Annotated in this window: 22 protein-coding genes and 1 pseudogene; 14 read left to right on the forward strand and 9 right to left on the reverse strand. The window is 45.2% G+C overall.

The genetic code is table 11. The features are described from left to right. Positions 1-410 precede the first annotated feature (410 nt). The 3 genes from QZ176_RS03925 to QZ176_RS03935 form a co-directional block, all read right to left on the reverse strand. A complete protein-coding gene (locus QZ176_RS03925) occupies positions 411-1,148 on the reverse strand; it encodes a hypothetical protein (RefSeq protein ID WP_295151377.1) in 738 nt (245 codons plus the stop codon). Positions 1,149-1,425: 277 nt separating this feature from the next. Further along, positions 1,426-2,457 carry a hypothetical protein gene (locus tag QZ176_RS03930; RefSeq protein WP_295151378.1) on the reverse strand — a complete coding sequence of 344 codons (1,032 nt, stop codon included), beginning with the start codon at positions 2,455-2,457 and terminating at the stop codon, positions 1,426-1,428. Between the two features lie 195 nt (positions 2,458-2,652). After that, positions 2,653-2,868, reverse strand: a complete 216-nt coding sequence (locus QZ176_RS03935; protein ID WP_295151379.1) for a hypothetical protein — start codon at positions 2,866-2,868, stop codon at positions 2,653-2,655. 55 nt (positions 2,869-2,923) lie between these two features. On the opposite strand from QZ176_RS03935, the gene QZ176_RS03940 reads away from it, so the two are divergent. From QZ176_RS03940 to QZ176_RS03980, 9 genes are all read left to right on the forward strand, one after another. Next, positions 2,924-4,168 (forward strand): hypothetical protein, encoded by a 1,245-nt coding sequence (locus QZ176_RS03940; protein WP_295151380.1) that lies wholly within the window; start codon positions 2,924-2,926, stop codon positions 4,166-4,168. Continuing rightward, on the forward strand, positions 4,165-6,087 hold the full coding sequence (locus QZ176_RS03945; protein ID WP_295151381.1) for a ribonuclease R family protein: 1,923 nt from the start codon (positions 4,165-4,167) through the stop codon (positions 6,085-6,087). The genes QZ176_RS03940 and QZ176_RS03945 overlap by 4 nt, the downstream gene beginning before the upstream one ends. After that, positions 6,087-7,091: a DNA polymerase III subunit delta gene (locus QZ176_RS03950; RefSeq protein WP_295151382.1), complete on the forward strand. Its 1,005-nt coding sequence runs from the start codon at positions 6,087-6,089 to the stop codon at positions 7,089-7,091. The genes QZ176_RS03945 and QZ176_RS03950 overlap by 1 nt, the downstream gene beginning before the upstream one ends. Positions 7,092-7,175: 84 nt before the next feature. After that, positions 7,176-7,589 carry a 30S ribosomal protein S6 gene (gene rpsF, locus QZ176_RS03955; protein WP_295151383.1) on the forward strand — a complete coding sequence of 138 codons (414 nt, stop codon included), beginning with the start codon at positions 7,176-7,178 and terminating at the stop codon, positions 7,587-7,589. A gap of 10 nt (positions 7,590-7,599) precedes the next feature. Next, entirely contained in the window at positions 7,600-8,193 is a 594-nt protein-coding gene (locus QZ176_RS03960) for a single-stranded DNA-binding protein (RefSeq protein WP_295151384.1), read from the forward strand. A gap of 13 nt (positions 8,194-8,206) precedes the next feature. Beyond that, positions 8,207-8,467 (forward strand): 30S ribosomal protein S18, encoded by a 261-nt coding sequence (gene rpsR, locus QZ176_RS03965; RefSeq protein ID WP_295151385.1) that lies wholly within the window; start codon positions 8,207-8,209, stop codon positions 8,465-8,467. A gap of 110 nt (positions 8,468-8,577) precedes the next feature. Beyond that, the gene (locus QZ176_RS03970) at positions 8,578-8,880 is read left to right on the forward strand and encodes a hypothetical protein (protein WP_295151386.1); all 303 of its coding nucleotides are present in this window, start codon (positions 8,578-8,580) and stop codon (positions 8,878-8,880) included. Between the two features lie 102 nt (positions 8,881-8,982). Next, complete coding sequence (locus tag QZ176_RS03975; protein WP_295151387.1) at positions 8,983-9,171, forward strand: hypothetical protein; 189 nt, start codon at positions 8,983-8,985, stop codon at positions 9,169-9,171. A 23-nt stretch (positions 9,172-9,194) separates the two neighbouring features. Further along, entirely contained in the window at positions 9,195-9,467 is a 273-nt protein-coding gene (locus QZ176_RS03980; RefSeq protein WP_295151388.1) for a hypothetical protein, read from the forward strand. Between the two features lie 326 nt (positions 9,468-9,793). Here QZ176_RS03980 and QZ176_RS03985 read toward each other — a convergent pair whose 3' ends face one another. The 6 genes and pseudogenes from QZ176_RS03985 to hemW all read right to left on the reverse strand — a co-directional run bounded on the left by QZ176_RS03985 (position 9,794) and on the right by hemW (position 14,959). Next, positions 9,794-10,246 carry a hypothetical protein gene (locus QZ176_RS03985; RefSeq protein WP_295151389.1) on the reverse strand — a complete coding sequence of 151 codons (453 nt, stop codon included), beginning with the start codon at positions 10,244-10,246 and terminating at the stop codon, positions 9,794-9,796. A 39-nt stretch (positions 10,247-10,285) separates the two neighbouring features. After that, entirely contained in the window at positions 10,286-11,323 is a 1,038-nt protein-coding gene (locus QZ176_RS03990) for a hypothetical protein (RefSeq protein WP_295151390.1), read from the reverse strand. After that, positions 11,320-12,339: a tRNA preQ1(34) S-adenosylmethionine ribosyltransferase-isomerase QueA gene (gene queA, locus QZ176_RS03995; RefSeq protein WP_295151391.1), complete on the reverse strand. Its 1,020-nt coding sequence runs from the start codon at positions 12,337-12,339 to the stop codon at positions 11,320-11,322. The genes QZ176_RS03990 and queA overlap by 4 nt, the downstream gene beginning before the upstream one ends. Before the next feature lies 1 nt (position 12,340). Further along, positions 12,341-13,096, reverse strand: a complete 756-nt coding sequence (gene tatC / locus QZ176_RS04000; RefSeq protein WP_295151392.1) for a twin-arginine translocase subunit TatC — start codon at positions 13,094-13,096, stop codon at positions 12,341-12,343. Between the two features lie 462 nt (positions 13,097-13,558). Further along, positions 13,559-13,828, reverse strand: a pseudogene (tatB, locus tag QZ176_RS04005) (Sec-independent protein translocase protein TatB); the annotation flags it as partial. Positions 13,829-13,885: 57 nt separating this feature from the next. After that, on the reverse strand, positions 13,886-14,959 hold the full coding sequence (hemW, locus tag QZ176_RS04010; protein ID WP_295151393.1) for a radical SAM family heme chaperone HemW: 1,074 nt from the start codon (positions 14,957-14,959) through the stop codon (positions 13,886-13,888). A 136-nt stretch (positions 14,960-15,095) separates the two neighbouring features. Between hemW and QZ176_RS04015 the strand changes: the two genes are divergently transcribed. Genes QZ176_RS04015 through folP form a run of 5 tightly spaced genes read left to right on the forward strand, consistent with a single transcriptional unit; the run spans position 15,096 to position 19,054 of the window. Next, positions 15,096-15,566, forward strand: a complete 471-nt coding sequence (locus tag QZ176_RS04015; RefSeq protein WP_005873256.1) for an RNA pyrophosphohydrolase — start codon at positions 15,096-15,098, stop codon at positions 15,564-15,566. Beyond that, positions 15,566-16,771: an aspartate kinase gene (locus QZ176_RS04020; protein ID WP_295151394.1), complete on the forward strand. Its 1,206-nt coding sequence runs from the start codon at positions 15,566-15,568 to the stop codon at positions 16,769-16,771. The genes QZ176_RS04015 and QZ176_RS04020 overlap by 1 nt, the downstream gene beginning before the upstream one ends. After that, the gene (locus QZ176_RS04025; RefSeq protein WP_005873254.1) at positions 16,771-17,304 is read left to right on the forward strand and encodes a HobA family DNA replication regulator; all 534 of its coding nucleotides are present in this window, start codon (positions 16,771-16,773) and stop codon (positions 17,302-17,304) included. Before QZ176_RS04020 ends, QZ176_RS04025 begins: the two co-directional genes overlap by 1 nt. Continuing rightward, positions 17,301-17,921, forward strand: a complete 621-nt coding sequence (locus tag QZ176_RS04030) for a DNA polymerase III subunit delta' (protein WP_295151395.1) — start codon at positions 17,301-17,303, stop codon at positions 17,919-17,921. Before QZ176_RS04025 ends, QZ176_RS04030 begins: the two co-directional genes overlap by 4 nt. Continuing rightward, the gene (gene folP, locus QZ176_RS04035; protein ID WP_295151396.1) at positions 17,918-19,054 is read left to right on the forward strand and encodes a dihydropteroate synthase; all 1,137 of its coding nucleotides are present in this window, start codon (positions 17,918-17,920) and stop codon (positions 19,052-19,054) included. The genes QZ176_RS04030 and folP overlap by 4 nt, the downstream gene beginning before the upstream one ends. Positions 19,055-19,353 lie beyond the last annotated feature (299 nt).

Here is a 19,353-nt window from a genome sequence, read left to right on the forward strand (position 1 = left end):
ATTGCAAGAATTTATTTAAATTCCCACAATGCCCACAACCTTGTCATTGCGAGACCATGAAGTGGTCGAAACAATCCAGCATGAGGCGTTTTGAATTTGCAAATTTGCTTTAATAAACGGTTTCTCTGTTTCGCAATGACATTTTAATACAAAATTCAAATCTCGTCAGTATCGTTTGATACCGAATTTATTAAATTTACAAATTTAAACTTACTTTACAAATTCACACAATTAGTAAATTTAAATTTGCAAATTTGATATTTGGATCTGTTTGATCTGAATTAGCCCCCCCGGTTAAACTCAAAGAATATAGCAGTCTTTTTTCTGCTTTATCCAACTCGTTTGTTGCCTTGTTAATTCTACTTGAATTACTCTTTTTTTGTCTCCTTATTAGAATTTTTTAATATTTTTTATATATCTGTATCCAAATTTATATGAAAAAATGTATAAAAATATTCTTTTAACAAATCGTGGTCTTTTTGATTAAAAAAAGCTATTGTTGTTCCTTGTTGTATTACTACGCGAATACCCCTTATCCAACCTATGTCAATTACAAACTTTTGTGAATATTTCCAAAAATCTATAAGATTTTTATTTGATTTTTTATAAAGCAACATACGAAATAAAATATCATACATAATTGCCAAAAATAAAGCAAAAGCATAAATAAATAAACCTATTATAAATTCGCTATCAAAAGTAAATATAAAACCACCTATTGATACAATTAAAATAGGGTATATTGTTATGAATTTTGCACTAAGTATGATATATAAAAATGAAGAAAATTCTTTATTTCCTAATAAACTATAAATTTTTCGTATTTGTAAATCGTTATCGTAATATATCGCTTTCATATCATACGAAAGTAAAACATGGCGCTTTTTTGAAAATATAGTTATCATATAAGAAATAGTTAAAAATCCTACAAATATCAAAAATAAGATATAAATTTTTCTTATTATTTCGTCAAATTCATCAAATTTGATGTGGTGCTGTATTACAAAAGTAAAAAGCAAAGAAATAAAGAAAAATATTAAATTTAAAATACCGTGAAGCAATATTTCTCTACTGTAATCACGTAAAATCAACGGCTCTTTGTCATAATCCCTTAAATTCTTGTTTTTATTAAAAACATCATTATCCACCTTTCATCCTTTTTATACAATTTCATTTTAAATTCAATATCGGTCAGTATCGCCGATACTGGATTTTATGAATTTACAAATTTAAACTTACTTCAAATTCGCACAATTAGTAAATTTAAATTTGCAAATTTGATATTTGGATCTGTTTGATCTGAATTGCCCTCGGTTAAATCCAAAATCCATGGCAGTCTTTTTTATACCACAGCTTGTTAATTGTTCAATCTCCTATACCCCGCCCAAGCTAGCTCTGCATATGTTTTTAGCGCCTCAAACTTTCTCATTTTCTATCCTTTCTGAAGAATTCTTCTATCATCTTTTGATTACATATATCCAAATACTTCTCCCTGCCACTATCGCAAAAATCCGTACTCCCGGGATTGCCGCCATATGCCCTTATGATTTCACCCGCTATCCCTTGGTATCCAATGCTCATATATACGTTATCTGCTAGAATTTTACCGGTATATCTATCTTTGATCACGGCACCGTAGTTAAAATCAATATATAACATATCTGTCAATACATTAGGTTTTATGTCGGGCTTTAGTTCTAAGAGGTGATATAGATCTTCCGCTACGAGCTCGATAGGCGCTATCTCATCTTCATTGATTTCTTTGCGAGCTACGCATTTGTCTTTGTAAATTTGCTTGAGATCTTTCATATTGTATTTTATGTAGCTTAATATTTTGGACGGTTTTATATCTATCATCGAGGCGTTTCTGTCATCAAGTAACGATTTTATCCCCCTGATTATCTTATCATCACTTTCATGATTTGGTTGCAGTTGATTAAAAAATATATTTAATTCTTCATATGTTATCGGGATACTCTTTAAAAAGCCACTTGTGCTTAACTTGGCTGATAAAAAGCACTCTTTTGCGGTATAGTCATCCAGATAAATTCTAAAGTATTTACCGTTTGTAATAGGATTCTCGCTTTTTTCTTTGTAGTCTATAAAATTTACGTAGCCGTTTATCAAAGATATGAAATTCGCATCGGTCGTACTTGCAGGGAAATTTAGCCAATTGGTTGGATCTATCAAAGGAAAACCGCTTCTATTCCATTTGACTATTTCTCTTTCTCCTGCATAGTAAGCGTGTATGGCGGGCTTTTCGTAGACACTTATCTTGGCATATTTAAAATTATAATAAGCCATAACGACTCGAAGTAGGATAAAGTCGCTAAAGAAAACCAAAAACCAAACAAAAAGCCAAAGTAGCTTGCGTTTGCCCTTGAGGGCGATTAAGGCGACAAAAAAGCTTATGGTAAAAAAAGCGGGTATTATGAAAAGAAATACTATACTGCGCATATCTAACCTTTATAAAAATACATATGCAAATTTGTAAAGTCAAAAGAGCTTCTTTAGTAGCAATATTTTATTGCTCTATATCTTAGCTCGTCATTAAATTTCATATAAATTCAAGTAGATGAATTTATATGGAATTTTAAAAACTAGCTTGAGTATCTTAAAGTTATTTTCAGTTTTTTAAGTCTTTTTAGCTCTTCAAACTTCTGTTTTAATTGGGCTCTTTATAAACGGAATTTCGATGCATTCTATACGAAAGGGGATTAAAATTTTATAAAACAGCGGATGAAATTTTAGGTTTGCCGTCACGATAAACAGGTAGGTTGATCTGCGAATTTCAAACGCAAAAAAAGCGCTTAAAAGCCCGCGAGCCGAAGCGGAATTTGGACGCAGCGGCGGCGTTTTGCTTTGCAATTTGGGCTAAAATTTGATATGATTGTGCGAAATTTCTATTGAACGGCTTTTTAAAATGAATAAATTTATAACCCAAAAAATAGGCGCGCTCGCGGGCTTTAGCGATGAAATTTTAAAAATTTTAGCATCGTTTGACGCGGATAGTTCGGACGTCAGGCTCGCTCTGCAAATTTCAAAAAACGCTCCTCTTGCGGATAAAATTTTAGATTTGGCCTTTTGCGGTTTGTCTAAATTTAGCGCCGAAGGGCTTGCGAGGCAAAATTTAGCTACCGCAGATGAGCAGTGCGATCTCCAAGGCGCGGAGCCTATGAGGCACGGCTTGCAAGACGCCGCAGACGAGCGGCAGCAAAACGAGTGCACCTCGAGCGAGCAAAAGGGCGCAGACTTAGCAGAACAGGGCGATAGTCTTAAATTTAATCATTCAAATGGCGCAAACGGCGTGAACTGCAGCGACGAGAATTTTAAATTTAACCCCTCGCAGGCCGCGAGCGATACGCAGCAGCAAAATGAGCACGCTGCTGCGAGAGCCGATTGCGCGCTAGGTTCGAGCATCTCTACGCAAGCCGCACAAACGCAACAGCAAGAACGAGCGCAGGAGCAGGGGCAAGCGCAGAAGCAAAAACAGGAGCAAGAATGGGGCAGAGCGCAGGAGCGGGGACAAGAGCAGGGTGCCGCGGCATTAAAAGCGCTAAATTTACAGCGAGCGTTTGAGCTTTACGGGCGCGAGCAGATGCGGGCGTTTTTTCTATTCGCCGTATTCGACGAGATGTTAAAGCCGAGCCTGCAGGCGTATCGCATCGATCGCGAAAAGCTCGCGCAGGTCTCGCTGCTGCGAAATCTGCTTATGTTTTCGTGGATCAAATCCTACCCGCAGATTGAGCAAAGCATCCTTTCAAGCGTGATTTTAGTGGAGTTCGGGCGGGTTTTTATCGACGAGCAGGTGTGCGCGGCGGGCAAGGCGGAGGAATTTTACCATGCCATCAAGGGCTCGATCTTTCCGCAGGATTTTACCGACGTGGAGATGGAATTTAGCGGCACGAACCGCGAGAGCGTCTCGCACGCGCTATTTGCGCATTTCGGGCTAGAACAGATCGCGCAGGACGCGCTGTATTCAAACGCCCCCGACGACGCGCCTTTTGAGAACAAATCCCGCTACGCGATGCTAAAAATCGCCAAAACCGCGGTCAATATCTACCATCACTTCGACGAGCTTAGCATCGACAACGCTTTAAATTTACTAGTCGAGTTTGGCTTCGAGCAGGAAGCGTTTTTAGAGGCGAAAGGTGAAATTTCGATATGAAAGAGTTCCTGCGCGCCTTCAACTCGGGCGTATTTGAAAAGGATCTTAGCGGCGAGCAAAAGGAGCTCGCGCGCAACTTCCTAAATATCGGCGCTATCAGCGCGCACAAGGGTAAGCTCTACCTAAACGACGGCTATGTTTTCGGCAGGCTCGACATCGCGCGCGACGGCACGGGCTATCTGCAAAGCTTCGACGATCGCTTCAAAGCAGATCTCATCATCGAAAACAGATATTTAAGCGGCGTGCATCTGGGCGATCTGATCCTAGCAAAAATTTTAAGCTCAAGAAAGTCCCGCCTGCACGCAAAGGTGCTGATGTGCGTCAAGCCCGCATTTTTAACTAGCGTAGTTTATACCAAAAGCTTTGGGCGCGAAATTTTAGGCGTGAACGTCAAAACCGGCCTCTCAAATCCGCTCAAAGCCACGCAAAAATCGCTAAAGCAACTGCCGCCGAATACCCTTTTAAAGATCGATAATCTAACGAACGAGATCACCGAGGTGATCGGAAACCTAGCCGATCCCTTCGTCGATGAGAAAATTTCTTTAGCGATCTACGATAAAAACGACGAATTTAACGAAGCGTGCAAGCAGCAAGCCGCGAGCTTCGGCAGCGAAGTGGACGAGGCGCTGTATCCGCAGCGCGTGGATTTGCAGCATCTGCCCTTTTGCACCATCGATCCTATCGACGCCAAGGACTTCGACGACGCGATCTATTTTGACGTAAAAGAGCGTACGCTTTACGTCGCGATCGCCGATGTGAGCGAATACGTAAGCGAATACTCGCCGATCGATAAGGAGGCGAAATTTCGCGGCTTTTCGATCTACTTCCCGCACCGATCCGTACCGATGCTACCGCGCGAGCTTAGCGAAAATATCTGCTCGTTGATGCCGGATTTGCCGAGGCTAGCTTTTGTTTTTAAGATCTCTTTGGATGAAAATTTAAACCCGCAAAAACAGGAGCTTTTTGAAGCGATTATAAGATCAAAACGCCGCTACAATTACGACGAGGTCGATGAAATTTTACGCACTGAAAAAGCAGCCGAGCCTGAAATTTTAAGCTGGCTCTTGCCGCTTAATGAAATTTGCGAGCGACTGCGCCGTGCGAGGCTAAAGCGCGGATTTGATTTTCGCACCAAGGAGCTTCGCATCACGCTTGATGAGCACGGTCAAATAAGCTCCACTCGCTTTGAGACCGACACCCCGTCGCACAAACTCATCGAGGATTGTATGCTGCTAGCCAACAAAGCCGCTGCGGCGCGCATCGAGCGGGGCGTTTTTAGAAATCACGGCTCGGCGGAGCTTAAAAAAATTTACGCTCTGCTTGACGATCTGGCGCTGTTCGGCATCGACGTGCCGTATCAGAGCAACCTTGCTAAGATGATCGGCGAAATCCAAGCGCAAGCTGATACCATGGGTATCCGCGAGGAGGTCGATAAGCTCATCATCAAGGCTCAAAAGCGTGCCGAGTATGCGTCCGAATCGCGCGGGCATTTCGGGCTCGGATTTGATAACTACACGCACTTCACAAGCCCGATCAGGCGCTATTCCGATCTCATTTTGCACCGCCTGCTAAAGGCGCAGATGAGGGGAGATGAAAAATTTTATAATTACCTGCTTTTAAACATCGACGCGACGTGCTCGCGGCTAAACGAGCTCGAGCGCGAGGCAGACAAGGTCGCGTTTGATTTTATGGACCGAAAATTTGCACGCTGGGCCGCAGAAAATTTGGGCAAAAAATTCCGCTGCTACATCGACGAAAACGGAAATTCCGTCACCGCAAAGCTCGACGACAAGCTAAAGGGGGCTAAAATTTTAGTTTCAAATTTCGCCGGCAACATTTTAACGTCCGTTCTAGTCGAGCTTACGGACGCAAACATCGCTAGCGGAGTGATTTTAGGCAGGGTGGTGAGAAAAATCTGATGTATAGGAGAGAATTTGACGGGCTTATCGCAAGCGGCAGGGTGCCGAATTTCGTGCTTTTGCGCGGCGGAGACGATTTTTCAAACGAGCTTTACGCGCAGCGATTGAAGCAAATTTACGCCTCGGAAAATTTTTTGAGTTTGTATTTTTTGGAGTATGATTTTGACGCGGCGCGAAGCTTCTTGGAGCCCTCGCTTTTCGGCGGCAGCAACACGCTTCATATCAAAACCGCCTCGCTCATCAAGAAAGAGGAGCTACGAAGGCTCATCGCGCTGTGTAAGTCGGACGCGAATAACCATCTGATCTACGAGCTAAACGATAGCGAAATTTCGGTAAGCGCGGATTTTATCAAAGAATTTGAACGAAACGAGGTCAGATTTTTCAAACCCTCGGGCGTGAATGAAGCCATAGCGCTGCTTGTGCAAAAATGCGAGATGTGCGGGCTTTTTGCAAACACCGCCGCGCTTAGTAGGATCTACGCCATCCACAACGAAAGCCTGAGCCTAAGCGCGAGCGAGATAGAGAAATTTGCAAGTTTAGGGCTCGAGCTTAGCCTGCAAAACGTAAATTTGATGGTTTATGGCCTTAGTGAGGTGAGCTACGACGAGCTTTTTGATAAAATTTTTGGACTAAGCGACTTTCGCGTAGATTTTTACAAAATGGCTCTGGGCGGCGGATACAACGAGATGGAGCTGATAAATTATTTCTACCGCCTGATTTATAGAATTTTTCGCCTGCATGCTTACGTGAAAATAAACGGCAGATTTGATTTTAAGGCGGTTTTAGGCTATCAGCCGCCCCCTTCCGTAGCCGCACAGATGCAGCGCTATGCCACTGGTTTTTCTACGCAGACGTTTTATAAAATTTTCGCTCACTTAAATGATTTGGAATTTGAACTCAAAAGCGAAAAGAACGCGGCGAAGGATGAGCTTTTGCTCGCGTCGTTTTTGAGGTTGCAGCGCATGCTGCTAAGCTCGCTCGGGCAAAAAGCAAATATTAAGTGAAATTTTAGTAATATCTCTTTGCATTTTTTGCAAAATCCTTGCCCGCAGACACCGTTTGCGAGCTAAAATCCATAAGGAGAATTTATGAGAAACTACGAGGTTTTATTCATCGTTAAGCCCACGCTTACCGACGATGAAGTTAAAACAAAAGTCGATTTCGTCAAAGAAATCATAACCAAAAACGGCGGAGAGATCGCCTCCGTGATCGAAATGGGCGCTAGAAAGCTTGCCTATAAGATCGACAAATATGAGCGCGGAGTTTATTTCGTAATCTATTTTAAGGCCGAGCCGAGCTTGATCTCCGAACTTGTTAGAAATCTGCGCATCAACGAAGATATCATTAGATTTTTGACCGTCAAATATGAGACTAAGCGTGAAATTTCCGCTTGGGACAAGCTAAGCAAAGGCATCAAACTAAGCCCTGCGAAAAAAGAGCGCGAGCCAAAAGCGCCGGTAGAGCCGAAAGAGCCTGAAGAAGCAGCCAAAGAGGGCGAATAAAGGATAAAATATGTTTAATAAAGTAGTTTTGGTAGGTAATTTGACCCGAGATATCGAGCTTAGATATCTGCAAACGGGCACCGCCGTAGGTAAAACCGGCATCGCCGTCACGCGCAGATACAATAGCTCAAACGGCGAGAAACGCGAAGAGACGTGCTTTATAGACATAGATTTTTTCGGTCGTACGGCCGAGATCGCAAACCAATACTTGCGAAAAGGCAGTAAAATTTTGATCGAAGGCCGCTTAAAGCTAGATCAGTGGCAGGATCAAAACGGACAGAACCGAAGCAAGCACTCCATTAGCGTAGATACGATGGAGATGCTAGGAAGCAATCAAGGTGGAAGCGGCGGCTATAATCAAGGCGGCAATTACGAAGGCGGCAATTATGGCGGAAACTCCGGCGGCTACGGCGGAGGAAATTCTAGCTACAGTAATTACGGCGGCGGAAATAGCTATGCTAATAGACAAAACTCAAATTCTAGAGGCGCAAAAAACGATTATAACGCGCCTAAACAAAAAGAGCAGAGTTACGAAAGCACGATTCCGGAAGTCGACGTCGATGCCGATAAATACGATGACGGCAATGACACGATCCCATTTTAATTAAGGAAAAATCATGGCAGATAAGAGAAAATATACTAGAAAGTATTGCAAATTTACTGAAGCAAAGATCGAATTTATCGATTATAAGGACACAGCGCTGCTAAAGCACTGCCTAAGCGAGCGCTTTAAGATTATGCCGCGCCGCCTAACCGGCACCAGCAAAAAATACCAAGAGATGGTAGAAAAGGCTATCAAGCGCGCGCGCCAAGCAGCCCTTATACCTTACATCGTCGATCGCAAAGACGTGGTCGTAAATCCATTCGAAAATCTTTAAATTTTAGCGGTACAAAGCCGCTAAAATTCCCCCTATTTTAAACTCTAAATTTTAAAATTTAAGCCCGCTCTTATATATAATTCCACCTATATTTTTTCAAAGGAGAAATTATGGCAAAGAATGAACATCCGGATCATTTAATGTGCCCATTTTGTGGCAAAGACGACATCAAATACGGTGCGGTCGTATGTAGCGGATGTCAGGCGGAGATCTCTTATAGTAGAGCATGGTTCTTGAAATTTTTAATAGGCGTGGTATGTCTTGTTTTTGGAATACGTGTCCTTATAAGAGCTGGTTTTATAATTCAAGATGTTTTTCTCATCTCTATCGGTACGATTTTGGTTTTATATTCTTTTGCGCTAGCAAGAGATCATAGCCCAGAATTTCATAGGACTATGAAACATGTCGAATAATCTTGCATATTTTTCATCGCCCAATCGGCGGTTAAATTCTAAAACTCTCCGATTGAATTTATAATCAGAAAGTCTCGCTATTTAAATTTTTAAAGGTTGCTTATGGACTTTTTATTAGGTCTCATTATTGCGGCAGCTACTTCACTTGAAGGGCTTGCGATAGCGATTTTAATCGCTGCCGCTATGGTTATTTTCAGCGCTTTTAATGCCACGATTGCTTTTGCCGTAGGATATATAGTATTTTGTATCGCGACCTGGTTATTATATGTAATACGAATAATAGATTTATGACAATTACGTCTCTTGCAGTAAGTTTGACTCTGGGCTATTTAGCGGCTGATGCCGTTTATGAGAGAGAGCAGATTAAAGATGCCGAACGTGAAGTGCAGAAGCAACAAAGTATGACACAGCAAGATAAAGTCTATTATATCCAGCGAAGTCTGATGTTCGGTAGCTACGGCGTGGCAATCGACGGCAAGTGGGGCAAAAAGACTATACAAGCGGCGCAGAAATATTCGGGCTCGTCCGCGACTTCGATCGATGAGCTTTATGAAGCCGTCAAGGCTAAAAAAGAGGGCAGAAGATAAAATTTAAATCGCAAGCCAAGCCATCCGCACTAAATTCTTAAATTTACTCGCTTTATATACGTCTTATCGGGCGCCTCAAAACATATTGCGCCGCTTTCCGAAATCTCTTAAGTCCGATTGAGGTGTAAATTTTAAAAGGGAACTTGAGCGTTTTTGAGGTAAGCAGACGAAATAAACTTGCTTGCGCGTAGACTATGTAAATTTAATAAATTTAGCTGCAAGACACGACGGAATTTACGCTGTTTGCGGCTTGCAAGCGGGATAAATTTAAGGGCGCGATCTTTACGGGCAAAATTTTATGCGCGACCAATGAGGCGCGCGGTTTTCTATGAAAGTTTAAATTTCTTATGCTCAAAATGGTATTTTCTTTGCGAAATCGCGTTAAATTTAAGGCTATCTATACTGGAAAAATTAACGGCATATTCCTTCAGGCGGGTAAGGATGAAAGAGAAGCGGTAATTGCCATTTTCGTAAAATATCTCGCTCGTTATTATTTCGCCGGGCGCCGCGTCGCATCTTCGATCCGAGCTCATAACGCATTTTAGTTCATAATATCCATTTTGCAAATCTCCGATGTAAAATTTCAAATGCAACTTTTCATTGATTTGTTTTGGGGGTAGCAATAGCGCATCGTTGAAGCTTATGCCCGCAAAAATTCTTTCTAGCGTATGCATATTTTTATGCATCCCTGCCAAATACGCCTCATACCGCCGCTGCCTTAAGGCATATTCGCTATCTTTTATATTGCCTTTGATCCAATCTAGGTCGAAATATAGCACTTCAATCTCTTCGGTTTTAAATTTATCGCTACCTGTTCGCTACAGCCCCAAGAAATTCTCATCGTTTTTGATCTTTTCGATGAGATCAAGCGTGGCGTAAAATTCGTCGTAGAAATATGGCATCTCGAGCTTGAAAAATTTAAAGCTTAGCCCCTCCAGCACCTTGAGCGAGTGTTTGTTTTTAAGCAAAAATATGAAAAATACCCCGTCTTTTTCCAGCGCGTTGAGGTAGTTTATTTCGCTTATATTTGCGCGCAGGATCTCGGCGTCGAGGATGACGACGTCGGCTACGTAGATGAAGTCGTTTAGGTGCCTCTTCGCGCTCTCCCAGTTGGAGTTTGGCATCACGTCGCAACCAAGCCCGCTCAAAAAATCTCGCAGCTCCTCGAAGATCGCGCGGTTTTTATGCGTGATGATGACGTTGTAGTCGTATTTTTTGGCGCTAAAGCTCTGCTGCGCGAAGCAGCTAAGCACGGCATCCATTTTAATGAACGTCCCACGCCCGTCAGCTCCAATACTCGGATGCGAACCGAGTGCACGCAAATGGGTCTGCGCCGAAGTAAGATACTCATCATCCGTACTAGCGGCGCTTTCTAGTGCACTTTTAAGCGCATAGGTGCGCGGATCCTTTAGCTCGCGATCGATACCTACTCGCACGTCGAGCTTGATAGAGCTCATATTTGCTCTAAGTTCCTTGCTACTAAATTCCACGCTTACGCGGATTGGCTCAGCGATATTTTGTAGGAAAAACTCGCACGCATCAAATACCGCGCTAGTAAGATTTAGCACCTCGCCGCCGTAGATACGCGGCAGCTGCGGCGGGAAACTAAGATAGAGCGTGCTGTCGTATTTCGTGCACTCCTCAAATAAAATTTCGCTTTGAAATTTTAAAATTTTTAAAATATCGATCTGCGCGATATCCTCGCGCCTAGGCACGACGGGGCTGCTTTCTTTGACTTTAGGCGCAGCGGAGAAAATTTTACCGCTTACGGCGGGCTTTTTAGAAAAGAGCTTTCTTGCCGCAAACCACGCGATCGCTGCTATCAGCGCTAGCGCGCCTAAAACCACGGCTTTCATAGCACAAGCATCCCATCGCCATAGGAGTAGAAGCGGTATCTTTGCTCCACTGCGATGCGGTAGAGCTCAAGCGTGCGCTCAAGCCCGATGAAGCTCGCTACGAGCATTATCAGCGTGGATTTGGGCAGGTGAAAGTTCGTAAGCAAAAAATTCTGTCTTATCGGCGGGTTGCCCGGGTGCAAAAACAGCTCGCAGATCCCGCTACTCTGTCCGTTGCGTGCAAAATTTTCGATCGTTCTCGTAACGGTCGTACCCACGCCTAAAATTTTTCGCTCGCTTTTTAGAATTTGCGCGGTCTGCGGCGGGATAGAGTAGAGCTCGCCGTGCATTTTATGATCGCGCAGATCCGCTACTTCCACGGGCTTGAAGGTGCCCGCGCCTACGTGTAGCGTGATAAAATAAATTTCGTGTCTTTTGCGTAGATCGTTTAGTATCGCATCGTTAAAATGAAGGCTCGCGGTGGGTGCGGCGACGGCGCCTTGCTCGCGCGCGAAGATGCTTTGATACCAGCTCTCGTCCTGCTTGGTATCGGCGCGCTTAATATATGGCGGTAGCGGCACATGGCCGATACGTTCGCAAATTTCAAAAACATCATGGGTGTTTAAAGCTTCGCCGCCGCGCTCAAACTGCACGATGCGAAGCCCGCCTTCCATCAGCTCGCAAACGCGCGCTTCAAGGTCACTTTGAAATTTTAATTCGCTGCCTACTTTGACGCTGCCGCGAATATAGGCGCTAAATTTATTGCCCTCAAGCGGCGAGTTTAGCAGAAGCTCGATCTTGCCGCCGCTGTTTTTATGACCGAAAAGGCGCGCCTTAATCACCCGTGTGTCGTTAAAAATAATATCGCAGGGCGGCAGGACGTCCGCTAGATCGCCGAAGTGCGCGTGAGTGATCTGCTGCTTGGCGCGGTCGTAGATCAGCAGGCGCGCGCTTTGTTTGGGCATCACGGGCGCGCTTGCGATGAGCTCGCTAGGAAGCTCGTAATCGTAGCTGCCAACTAAATTTAGATCCGCCATCTCACGCCTGCGCTACGTCCGTGGAATTTTCGCCTTTGTCATCCTCTGGCTTATACGGATTTATCATTTTGGCGATGAAGATCGAAAGCAGATAAAGCGCAATTAACGGAGTTGCGAGCATAAACTGACTAAGCACGTCCGGCGGCGTCATGACCGCTGCAAAGATAAAAATAATGACGATTGCGTAGCGAAAAAAATCGCTCAGGCTTTTGTTCGTCACAAGCCCGATCTTAGCGAGGAAAAATGTCACCACCGGAAGCTCAAAGCTGATGCCGAATGCGACGACAAGCTTAGCGAAAAAGCCTACATATTCGCCGATTGTAGGCATCGCAGTAAATTGCTTGGCGCCAAAATTTACCAAGAAATTAAATGCGACTGGAATTACGAAAAAATAGCAAAACGCTGCGCCCAAAAAGAACATAACGCTCGCGCCGCTAACGAAAGGGATGACATATTTTTTCTCGTTGTCGTAAAGCCCGGGCGCTACGAAAAGCCACGCCTGCCAGAAAATTATCGGCATCGCTAGAAGTAACGAGGTGAAAAACGATACCTTCATCGCGGTAAAAAAGGTCTCGCCAAGCTGGGTAAAGATGATCTCGCTGCCCTTAGGAAGCACGCGCACCAGCGGGCGGGTCATAAAACCTAAAATATCCTCCCAAAAGCCGAAGCACCCGATAAAAAGGACGATGACGGACAGCACGGAGATAACCAGGCGCTTGCGAAGCTCGGCTAGATGGGGTTTTAGCTCTTCAAACATTAAATTTCTCTCTCATTATGATTTTTGCGTATCGCTATTTTGCGCGGAATTTTGCATAGAATTTTGCGCATCGCCGTTTAAATTTGCATTTTGCGCGGCGTTTTTCGCTTCGCCGTTCGCATTCGTATTTTGCGCGGAATTTCCCGCGCCGCCGCCCGTGCTCGGCATGGAATTTTTACTTTCATTTTCGACGTTAGAATTTTTGCTTTTGTCTCCGGCTCCGGAATTTATTGCGCTGTCGGCGGAGCCTTGCATAGAGTTTGCGGCGCCAGCGGAGCTTTGCGCGGAATTTTCGCCGCTCGAATTTGCTTTTAAATTTGCCGTCTCATTTTGTTTTTGTGCCGAGACTTTCGCGGAGTTTAGCACGTCTTTGGCGGCGTCCGAGCTAAGCGTTTCTTTAAGCGAACTTTCCGCGTCTTTTAGCCCCGCATTTAGCGTCTCTTTGACCGAGTCGATACCGCCTTTGATCTCGTCGAGCTCCTCAAACGTGAGCTTTTTGCGCACGCCCTCGCTTGCTTGCGTGATACTCTCTTTATATTTTTTGGCGTCCTCTTTGAGCTCGGCGATGCGAAGCTCCTGATCGAAGCTCGATTTTGCGTCGTTGATGGTTTTTTTGATGACTTTGAAGTATTTTGCGAGCTCGACCAGCACTTTCGGGAGCTTTTCGGGCCCAAGCACGATTATCGCGATGATTAAAATGACCGTAATTTCAGGCATACTGATACCAAACATAAAATTTCCTAACGTAAAAAGTGGCGTATTGTAACTAAAATTTCATTAATCTTAAATTTAGCGCCCGCGGCGGCTTTCTTGCGTGATAAAAAGCGCGATCTCGTCGGCGAGCAAAAAGTTAGGATTATAAAATTTATCTTCGCCGAATTTCAGCTTTTTTGCCCGCACGAGCAGCTGCGCGTTACTTAGCTCCGCGACGTTTAAAATTTGCGCCTCAAATCCCAAAACGCAGCGCAGCCCGAGAAATATGCGCTCAAGCTTTTTATCCTGCGCGCTTAAGACTTCGCGCTGTTTTTGCAGCGGATCTGCAATGTAATCTCGCAAATTTTTAGGCGAGCTAAGGCGCACCTGAGCGCTAGTTCCGACCGCAAATGCCCCAAATCCCACGTAATCCTCGCCGCGCCAGTAGGCGAGATTGTGCTTACAGCGCAGTCCGCGCGCGGCAAAATTTGAAATTTCATACTGGCTAAAGCCGCTATCCGCCGCCAGAGCAAAGAGAAATTTAGCTAGAGCCGCGCTTTCCCTTTTGAAGCTTTCGCGCCCGAAAAAGGGCGTATTTTCCTCAAGGCTTAGCGCATAGGCGCTTAGATGCGGCACTTCGCAGCGCGCAAGCTCATCCATTTCAAATTTTAAATTCCTCTTATCGTCAAATTTGCTCGCGTAGATTAGATCCAAATTTATATTATCAAAGCCCGCCGCTTTGGCATTTTGCACCGCGAGAAAAATCTGCGCCGCACTGTGTGCGCGACCGAGGAATTTTAACTTAGCGTCGTTAAAGCTTTGCGCGCCGAAGCTGATGCGATTTACGCCGAGCCCCTGCATCGCTCTAAGCCAGGCGGGGCTAGCGGAGTTTGGATTAGCTTCCGAGCTGATTTCAGCTTTAGCGGCAAAATGCGGCGCGAGCAGCGCAAAAATTTCGTCGTAAAGCCCCGCATCCACGGCACTTGGCGTACCTCCGCCGATAAAAAGCGTCGAAATTTGCGCGTGCGGATTTTTCGCCAAAAAATCGCGCACCTCAAGCTCTAGCGCGCGAAAGTAGCTTTTTACGAGGCTAAACTTATCGCTGAAGGAGCCAAAGGCGCAATACGGGCATTTGGAGGTGCAAAACGGCACATGGATGTAGATGTGCAAGGTCGGTCCTATGGGCTAAATTTACGTCGCAAAATTTAGCGAATTAATTTGAAAATTTATATAAATTTTAAGCCTCTTAACGCAAATTTTAATATTTTTAGGTAGAATTTTGAGAAATTTTTTGTGAGAAAACGAGATGGAAAAAGAGAAAAATTACAGACCGAATGTCGCTGCAATCGTACTTTCGCCCTCGTATCCGTTTAATTGCGAAATTTTAATCGCGCAACGAAGCGACATCAAAGGCGCTTGGCAGTTTCCTCAAGGCGGTATCGACGATGGTGAGACGCCTAAGATGGCGATTCGCAGAGAGCTAGGTGAGGAGATCGGAACAAGCAAAGTCGATATCATCGCTGAGTGCCCGAAGTGGCTTAGCTACGACTTTCCCGATGGAGTAGCTCAAAAGATGCGCCCATACGACGGGCAAATTCAAAGGTATTTTTTGGTACGATTGCGAAGCTTAGCCGATATAAACATCAATACTAAACTTCCTGAGTTCGACGCATTTAAATTCGTAGGCGCGAATGAGGTTTTAAGGCACGTAAATCACTTCAAAAAGCCGATTTACGCGACGGTTTTAAAATATTTTAAGGAGGAGGGTTACATTTAATGCTGATCGTTCAAAAATACGGCGGTACGAGCGTCGGTACGCTAGAGCGGATCGAGGCGGTCGCGCAGCGCGTGATAAAGACTAAAAACGAAGGACACGATGTCGCGGTAATCGTTTCTGCGATGAGTGGCGTTACCAATCAGCTCATCGAGCAGGCGGAATTTTTTACTAAAACTCCCGTAGGCAGAGAGATGGATGTGCTGTTAAGCTCGGGCGAGCGCGTTACGAGTGCACTTTTGGCTATCGCGCTAAATGCCAAGGGCTATGCTGCGATCGCATTTAGCGGGCGTGGTGCGGGCATCGTGACGGATAATTTTCACACCAAAGCTCGCATCGTCTCGATCGATCCAAAAAGTATGCAAGAGGCGCTAAAGCAGGGCAAAATCGTCGTCGTCGCAGGCTTTCAGGGCATCAGCACCGCAGGCGAAGTAACTACGCTCGGGCGAGGCGGAAGCGATCTTAGTGCAGTCGCCGTCGCAGGGGCGCTGAATGCCGATCTGTGTGAAATTTACACCGACGTAGACGGCGTATATACGACCGATCCGCGCATCGAGCCGAAAGCCAAGAAGCTTGATCGCATCAGCTACGACGAGATGCTTGAGCTTGCGAGCTTGGGGGCGAAGGTTTTGCAAAATCGAAGCGTCGAGCTTGCGAAGAAATTAAATGTAAATTTGGTGACGCGAAGCAGTTTTAACGATCATGAAGGAACACTCATAACAGGAGAAGAAAAGATGGAAGATGCGGTAATTAGCGGCATTGCACTGGATAAAAATCAAGCAAGAATCACGATTAGAAACGTAGAGGATCGCCCCGGCGTCGCGGCTGAAATTTTCTCCGCGCTTGCAAGCAAGGAGATCAACGTCGATATGATCGTGCAAAATATCGGACGAAACGGCGAGACGAATTTAGGCTTTACTGTGCCGCAAAACGAGCTGCAGACTGCTTATGCGGTAATGAAAGAGGTAAATCCAAATCCGAATTCCATCATCGAATCGGATGCCGATATCGTAAAGGTTTCTTTGGTAGGCGTAGGTATGAAAAGCCATAGCGGTATAGCCAGCAAGGCGTTTAAGACGCTTGCGGACGAAGGGATAAATATCCAGATGATCTCCACGAGCGAGATTAAAATTTCGATGATCGTAGAGGCCAAATACGGCGAGCTCGCCGTGCGCGCGCTGCATAAAGCCTACGATTTGGATAAATAATGCAGGATCTGCACACTTGGAGCGTCACGGCGATGCGCTCCGAGCCCGGACTTGAGTGGCTCGAGGATCGCAAGGAGGACTGGACGCCGCTTTTAGCATCAAAGCTAAAATTCCTCCACGACGGCTTTGCTTTCATCGTCATCTGCGACGATGAACGAAGCTGGTTTAGCGAATATATCATCAAAAAGATCAACTCCTCTACCAACTCCCGCCCGCTGCTACCATTTTTTTCGCTGCGTTCGCTCTACCGCGGCGGCGTAAATAGCCTGGAGGACGCGCTGCTGCTAAACGATATGCTAAGCCTCGCGTTCGCCAACGGCTTTATATATTTTTACATCGGTAACGGCAACCATCCGCTAGCCAAAATCGCCAAAAGCCACGAGGACAGCTATCTGTGGCTCATCGACGAGAGGCTGCAAAACAGCTTTTACATGAGCGAGAGTGATCCTAGCCTGGATCTCAAACTGATCCAGCTTTTTAAAATTTTAGACAAAAGCATAGACGCCGTGCTTTTTGACGAAGTGGTGCTTTGAAAATCATAAATCAGATCGTTTTGACGAGCGATTATGAGGGCTTTAAAGATAAAATTTTAGCCGAAATTCCGCGCAAAAATTTAAGGTTTTTCGAAAGCGTTGAGCTTAAGATTGACGAGGCACGAAAGATCATTGACGAAGCCTACGTCGCCGAGCGCGAGGATAAGATCATCGTCATCGCCGCTACGAAATTCGGCGAGGAGGCGCAAAACGCTCTGCTTAAAATTTTAGAGGAGCCGCCCAAAAATACGGTGTTTTTCCTGATCACTCCCTTCATCAACGCCCTGTTGCCTACCATCCGCTCGCGCCTGATAGTGCAAAACCTCTGCGTGCGAAAGCCTAGATACCGCACCGGGCTAAGCTTAGCCAGACTCAGCTTAAAGGAAGCAGTGGAATTTATCGACACGCAGATCGCGCTGGAGCGCAAGGGCGAGCTGGACAAAACGGCGCTAAAAGCGCTCATCGGCGAGATCGCGCTAGAGTGCTTTGAAGCAGGCGTTAGGCTAAGCGGCGATGAGCTGCAGCGAATAGATCGCTTAAGCTACCTCGCCGAGCATAACGCCAAAGCCCACGCCGTGCTTACTCCGCTGCTGTTGATGATCGAGGAGAAAAGATGAAAATTTATAAAATTTCAAACGAGGCCGATTTCGCGCTGATTTGCGAGCGCATCGGCGTGCGAAATGCGGGACGGGCGATAATGCAGAAAAAATCGCGCCTAAACTTTTTCTATCTAAAAGATCTGCGAGCGCCCGCGGCAAATATTTTAAAGCAGGATGCCCTTAGTATCGGCGCCGAGCTTGCGTGCAACGAAGGAGTAATCCTAGGGCGCGACGATACGGATGCGGTTTTGATCGCAAACGATCGCCAAATCGAAGTTTTGGCGCAGAAGGAAGCTCTGCAGGATTTTGGGCTAAAAGAGCTCGCGAAATTTCTAAGCGAGAAATTTGCTAAGCCGCAAAGCTGCGAAATAATGGGCGTAGTAAACATCAACTCTGATAGCTTCAACCCCGCAAGTCGCGCGGCAAGCTTAAAAGAGGCGACCAATAAGATCGAAAAGATGATCGAGCAGGGCGCCGCTATCATCGATATCGGCGGCGTGAGCTCACGCCCGGGCAGCCAGTACTGCGGTAGGGATGAGGAGTTTGCGCGCATAAAGGACGTGCTGAGCGAAATTTACCGCCTGCGTCTGCACGAAAGGGCTAAATTTAGCCTCGATAGCTTTGATGAGTATTGTTTGGAATTTGCGCTAGATCGGGGCTTTAGCATCATTAACGACATTAGTGCAAACCTCGCTCTTGCTCCGCTTGCGCTTCGCTACGACGCCGCTTACGTGCTGATGCACATGCAAGGAAAGCCGCAAAATATGCAGCTTGCGCCTAAATACGACGATCTGATGGGCGAGATCGATGAGTTTTTTGCGCAGAATTTGCAGCAGCTGCAAAGCACGGGGCTTAAAAAGATCATCCTTGACGTGGGCATCGGCTTTGGCAAGACCGCCGAGCAAAATTTGGTACTGATTAAAAATTTGCAGCATTTCTTGCACTTCGGCTGCCCGCTGCTCGTGGGCGCTAGTAGAAAGAGCGTTATTGATTTTTACAGCCCCTCTGCGGTCGAGGATAGGCTCGCAGGCTCGCTGTATCTGCACCAGGTCGCCGCTTTAAACGGCGCCGCAATCATCCGCACGCACGACGTTTTTCCGCACGCGCAGATGCTAAATCTAATGCGCGCGATGGATCGGATTCTGCTATAGTAAAATTTCAAAAAACTTATCGGAATTCTGCGAAATTCTGTGGAATTTTCTTGAAATTTCATGGCTTGGCAAGATTTTGATAAAACCCGCTTTTTATAGAATTTTAAAATTTGTCCGAGTCAAATCTTTATAATTTTTAGAAATTTTGCAAAAGAGCTTTTACAAAATTTCATCCGCGTTTTATTCTGCGCCTAAGCTTTTGCGTGCTTGCTTACCTAAACTTTATAAAAATTTATAAAATTTCGCTCGATTTATGAGGCGCGTCAAAACAGCGAAGTAAAGAGAGATAAATTCTAGCG

The sequence above is a fragment of the uncultured Campylobacter sp. genome (genome assembly GCF_905373215.1).
Lineage (GTDB): Bacteria > Campylobacterota > Campylobacteria > Campylobacterales > Campylobacteraceae > Campylobacter_B.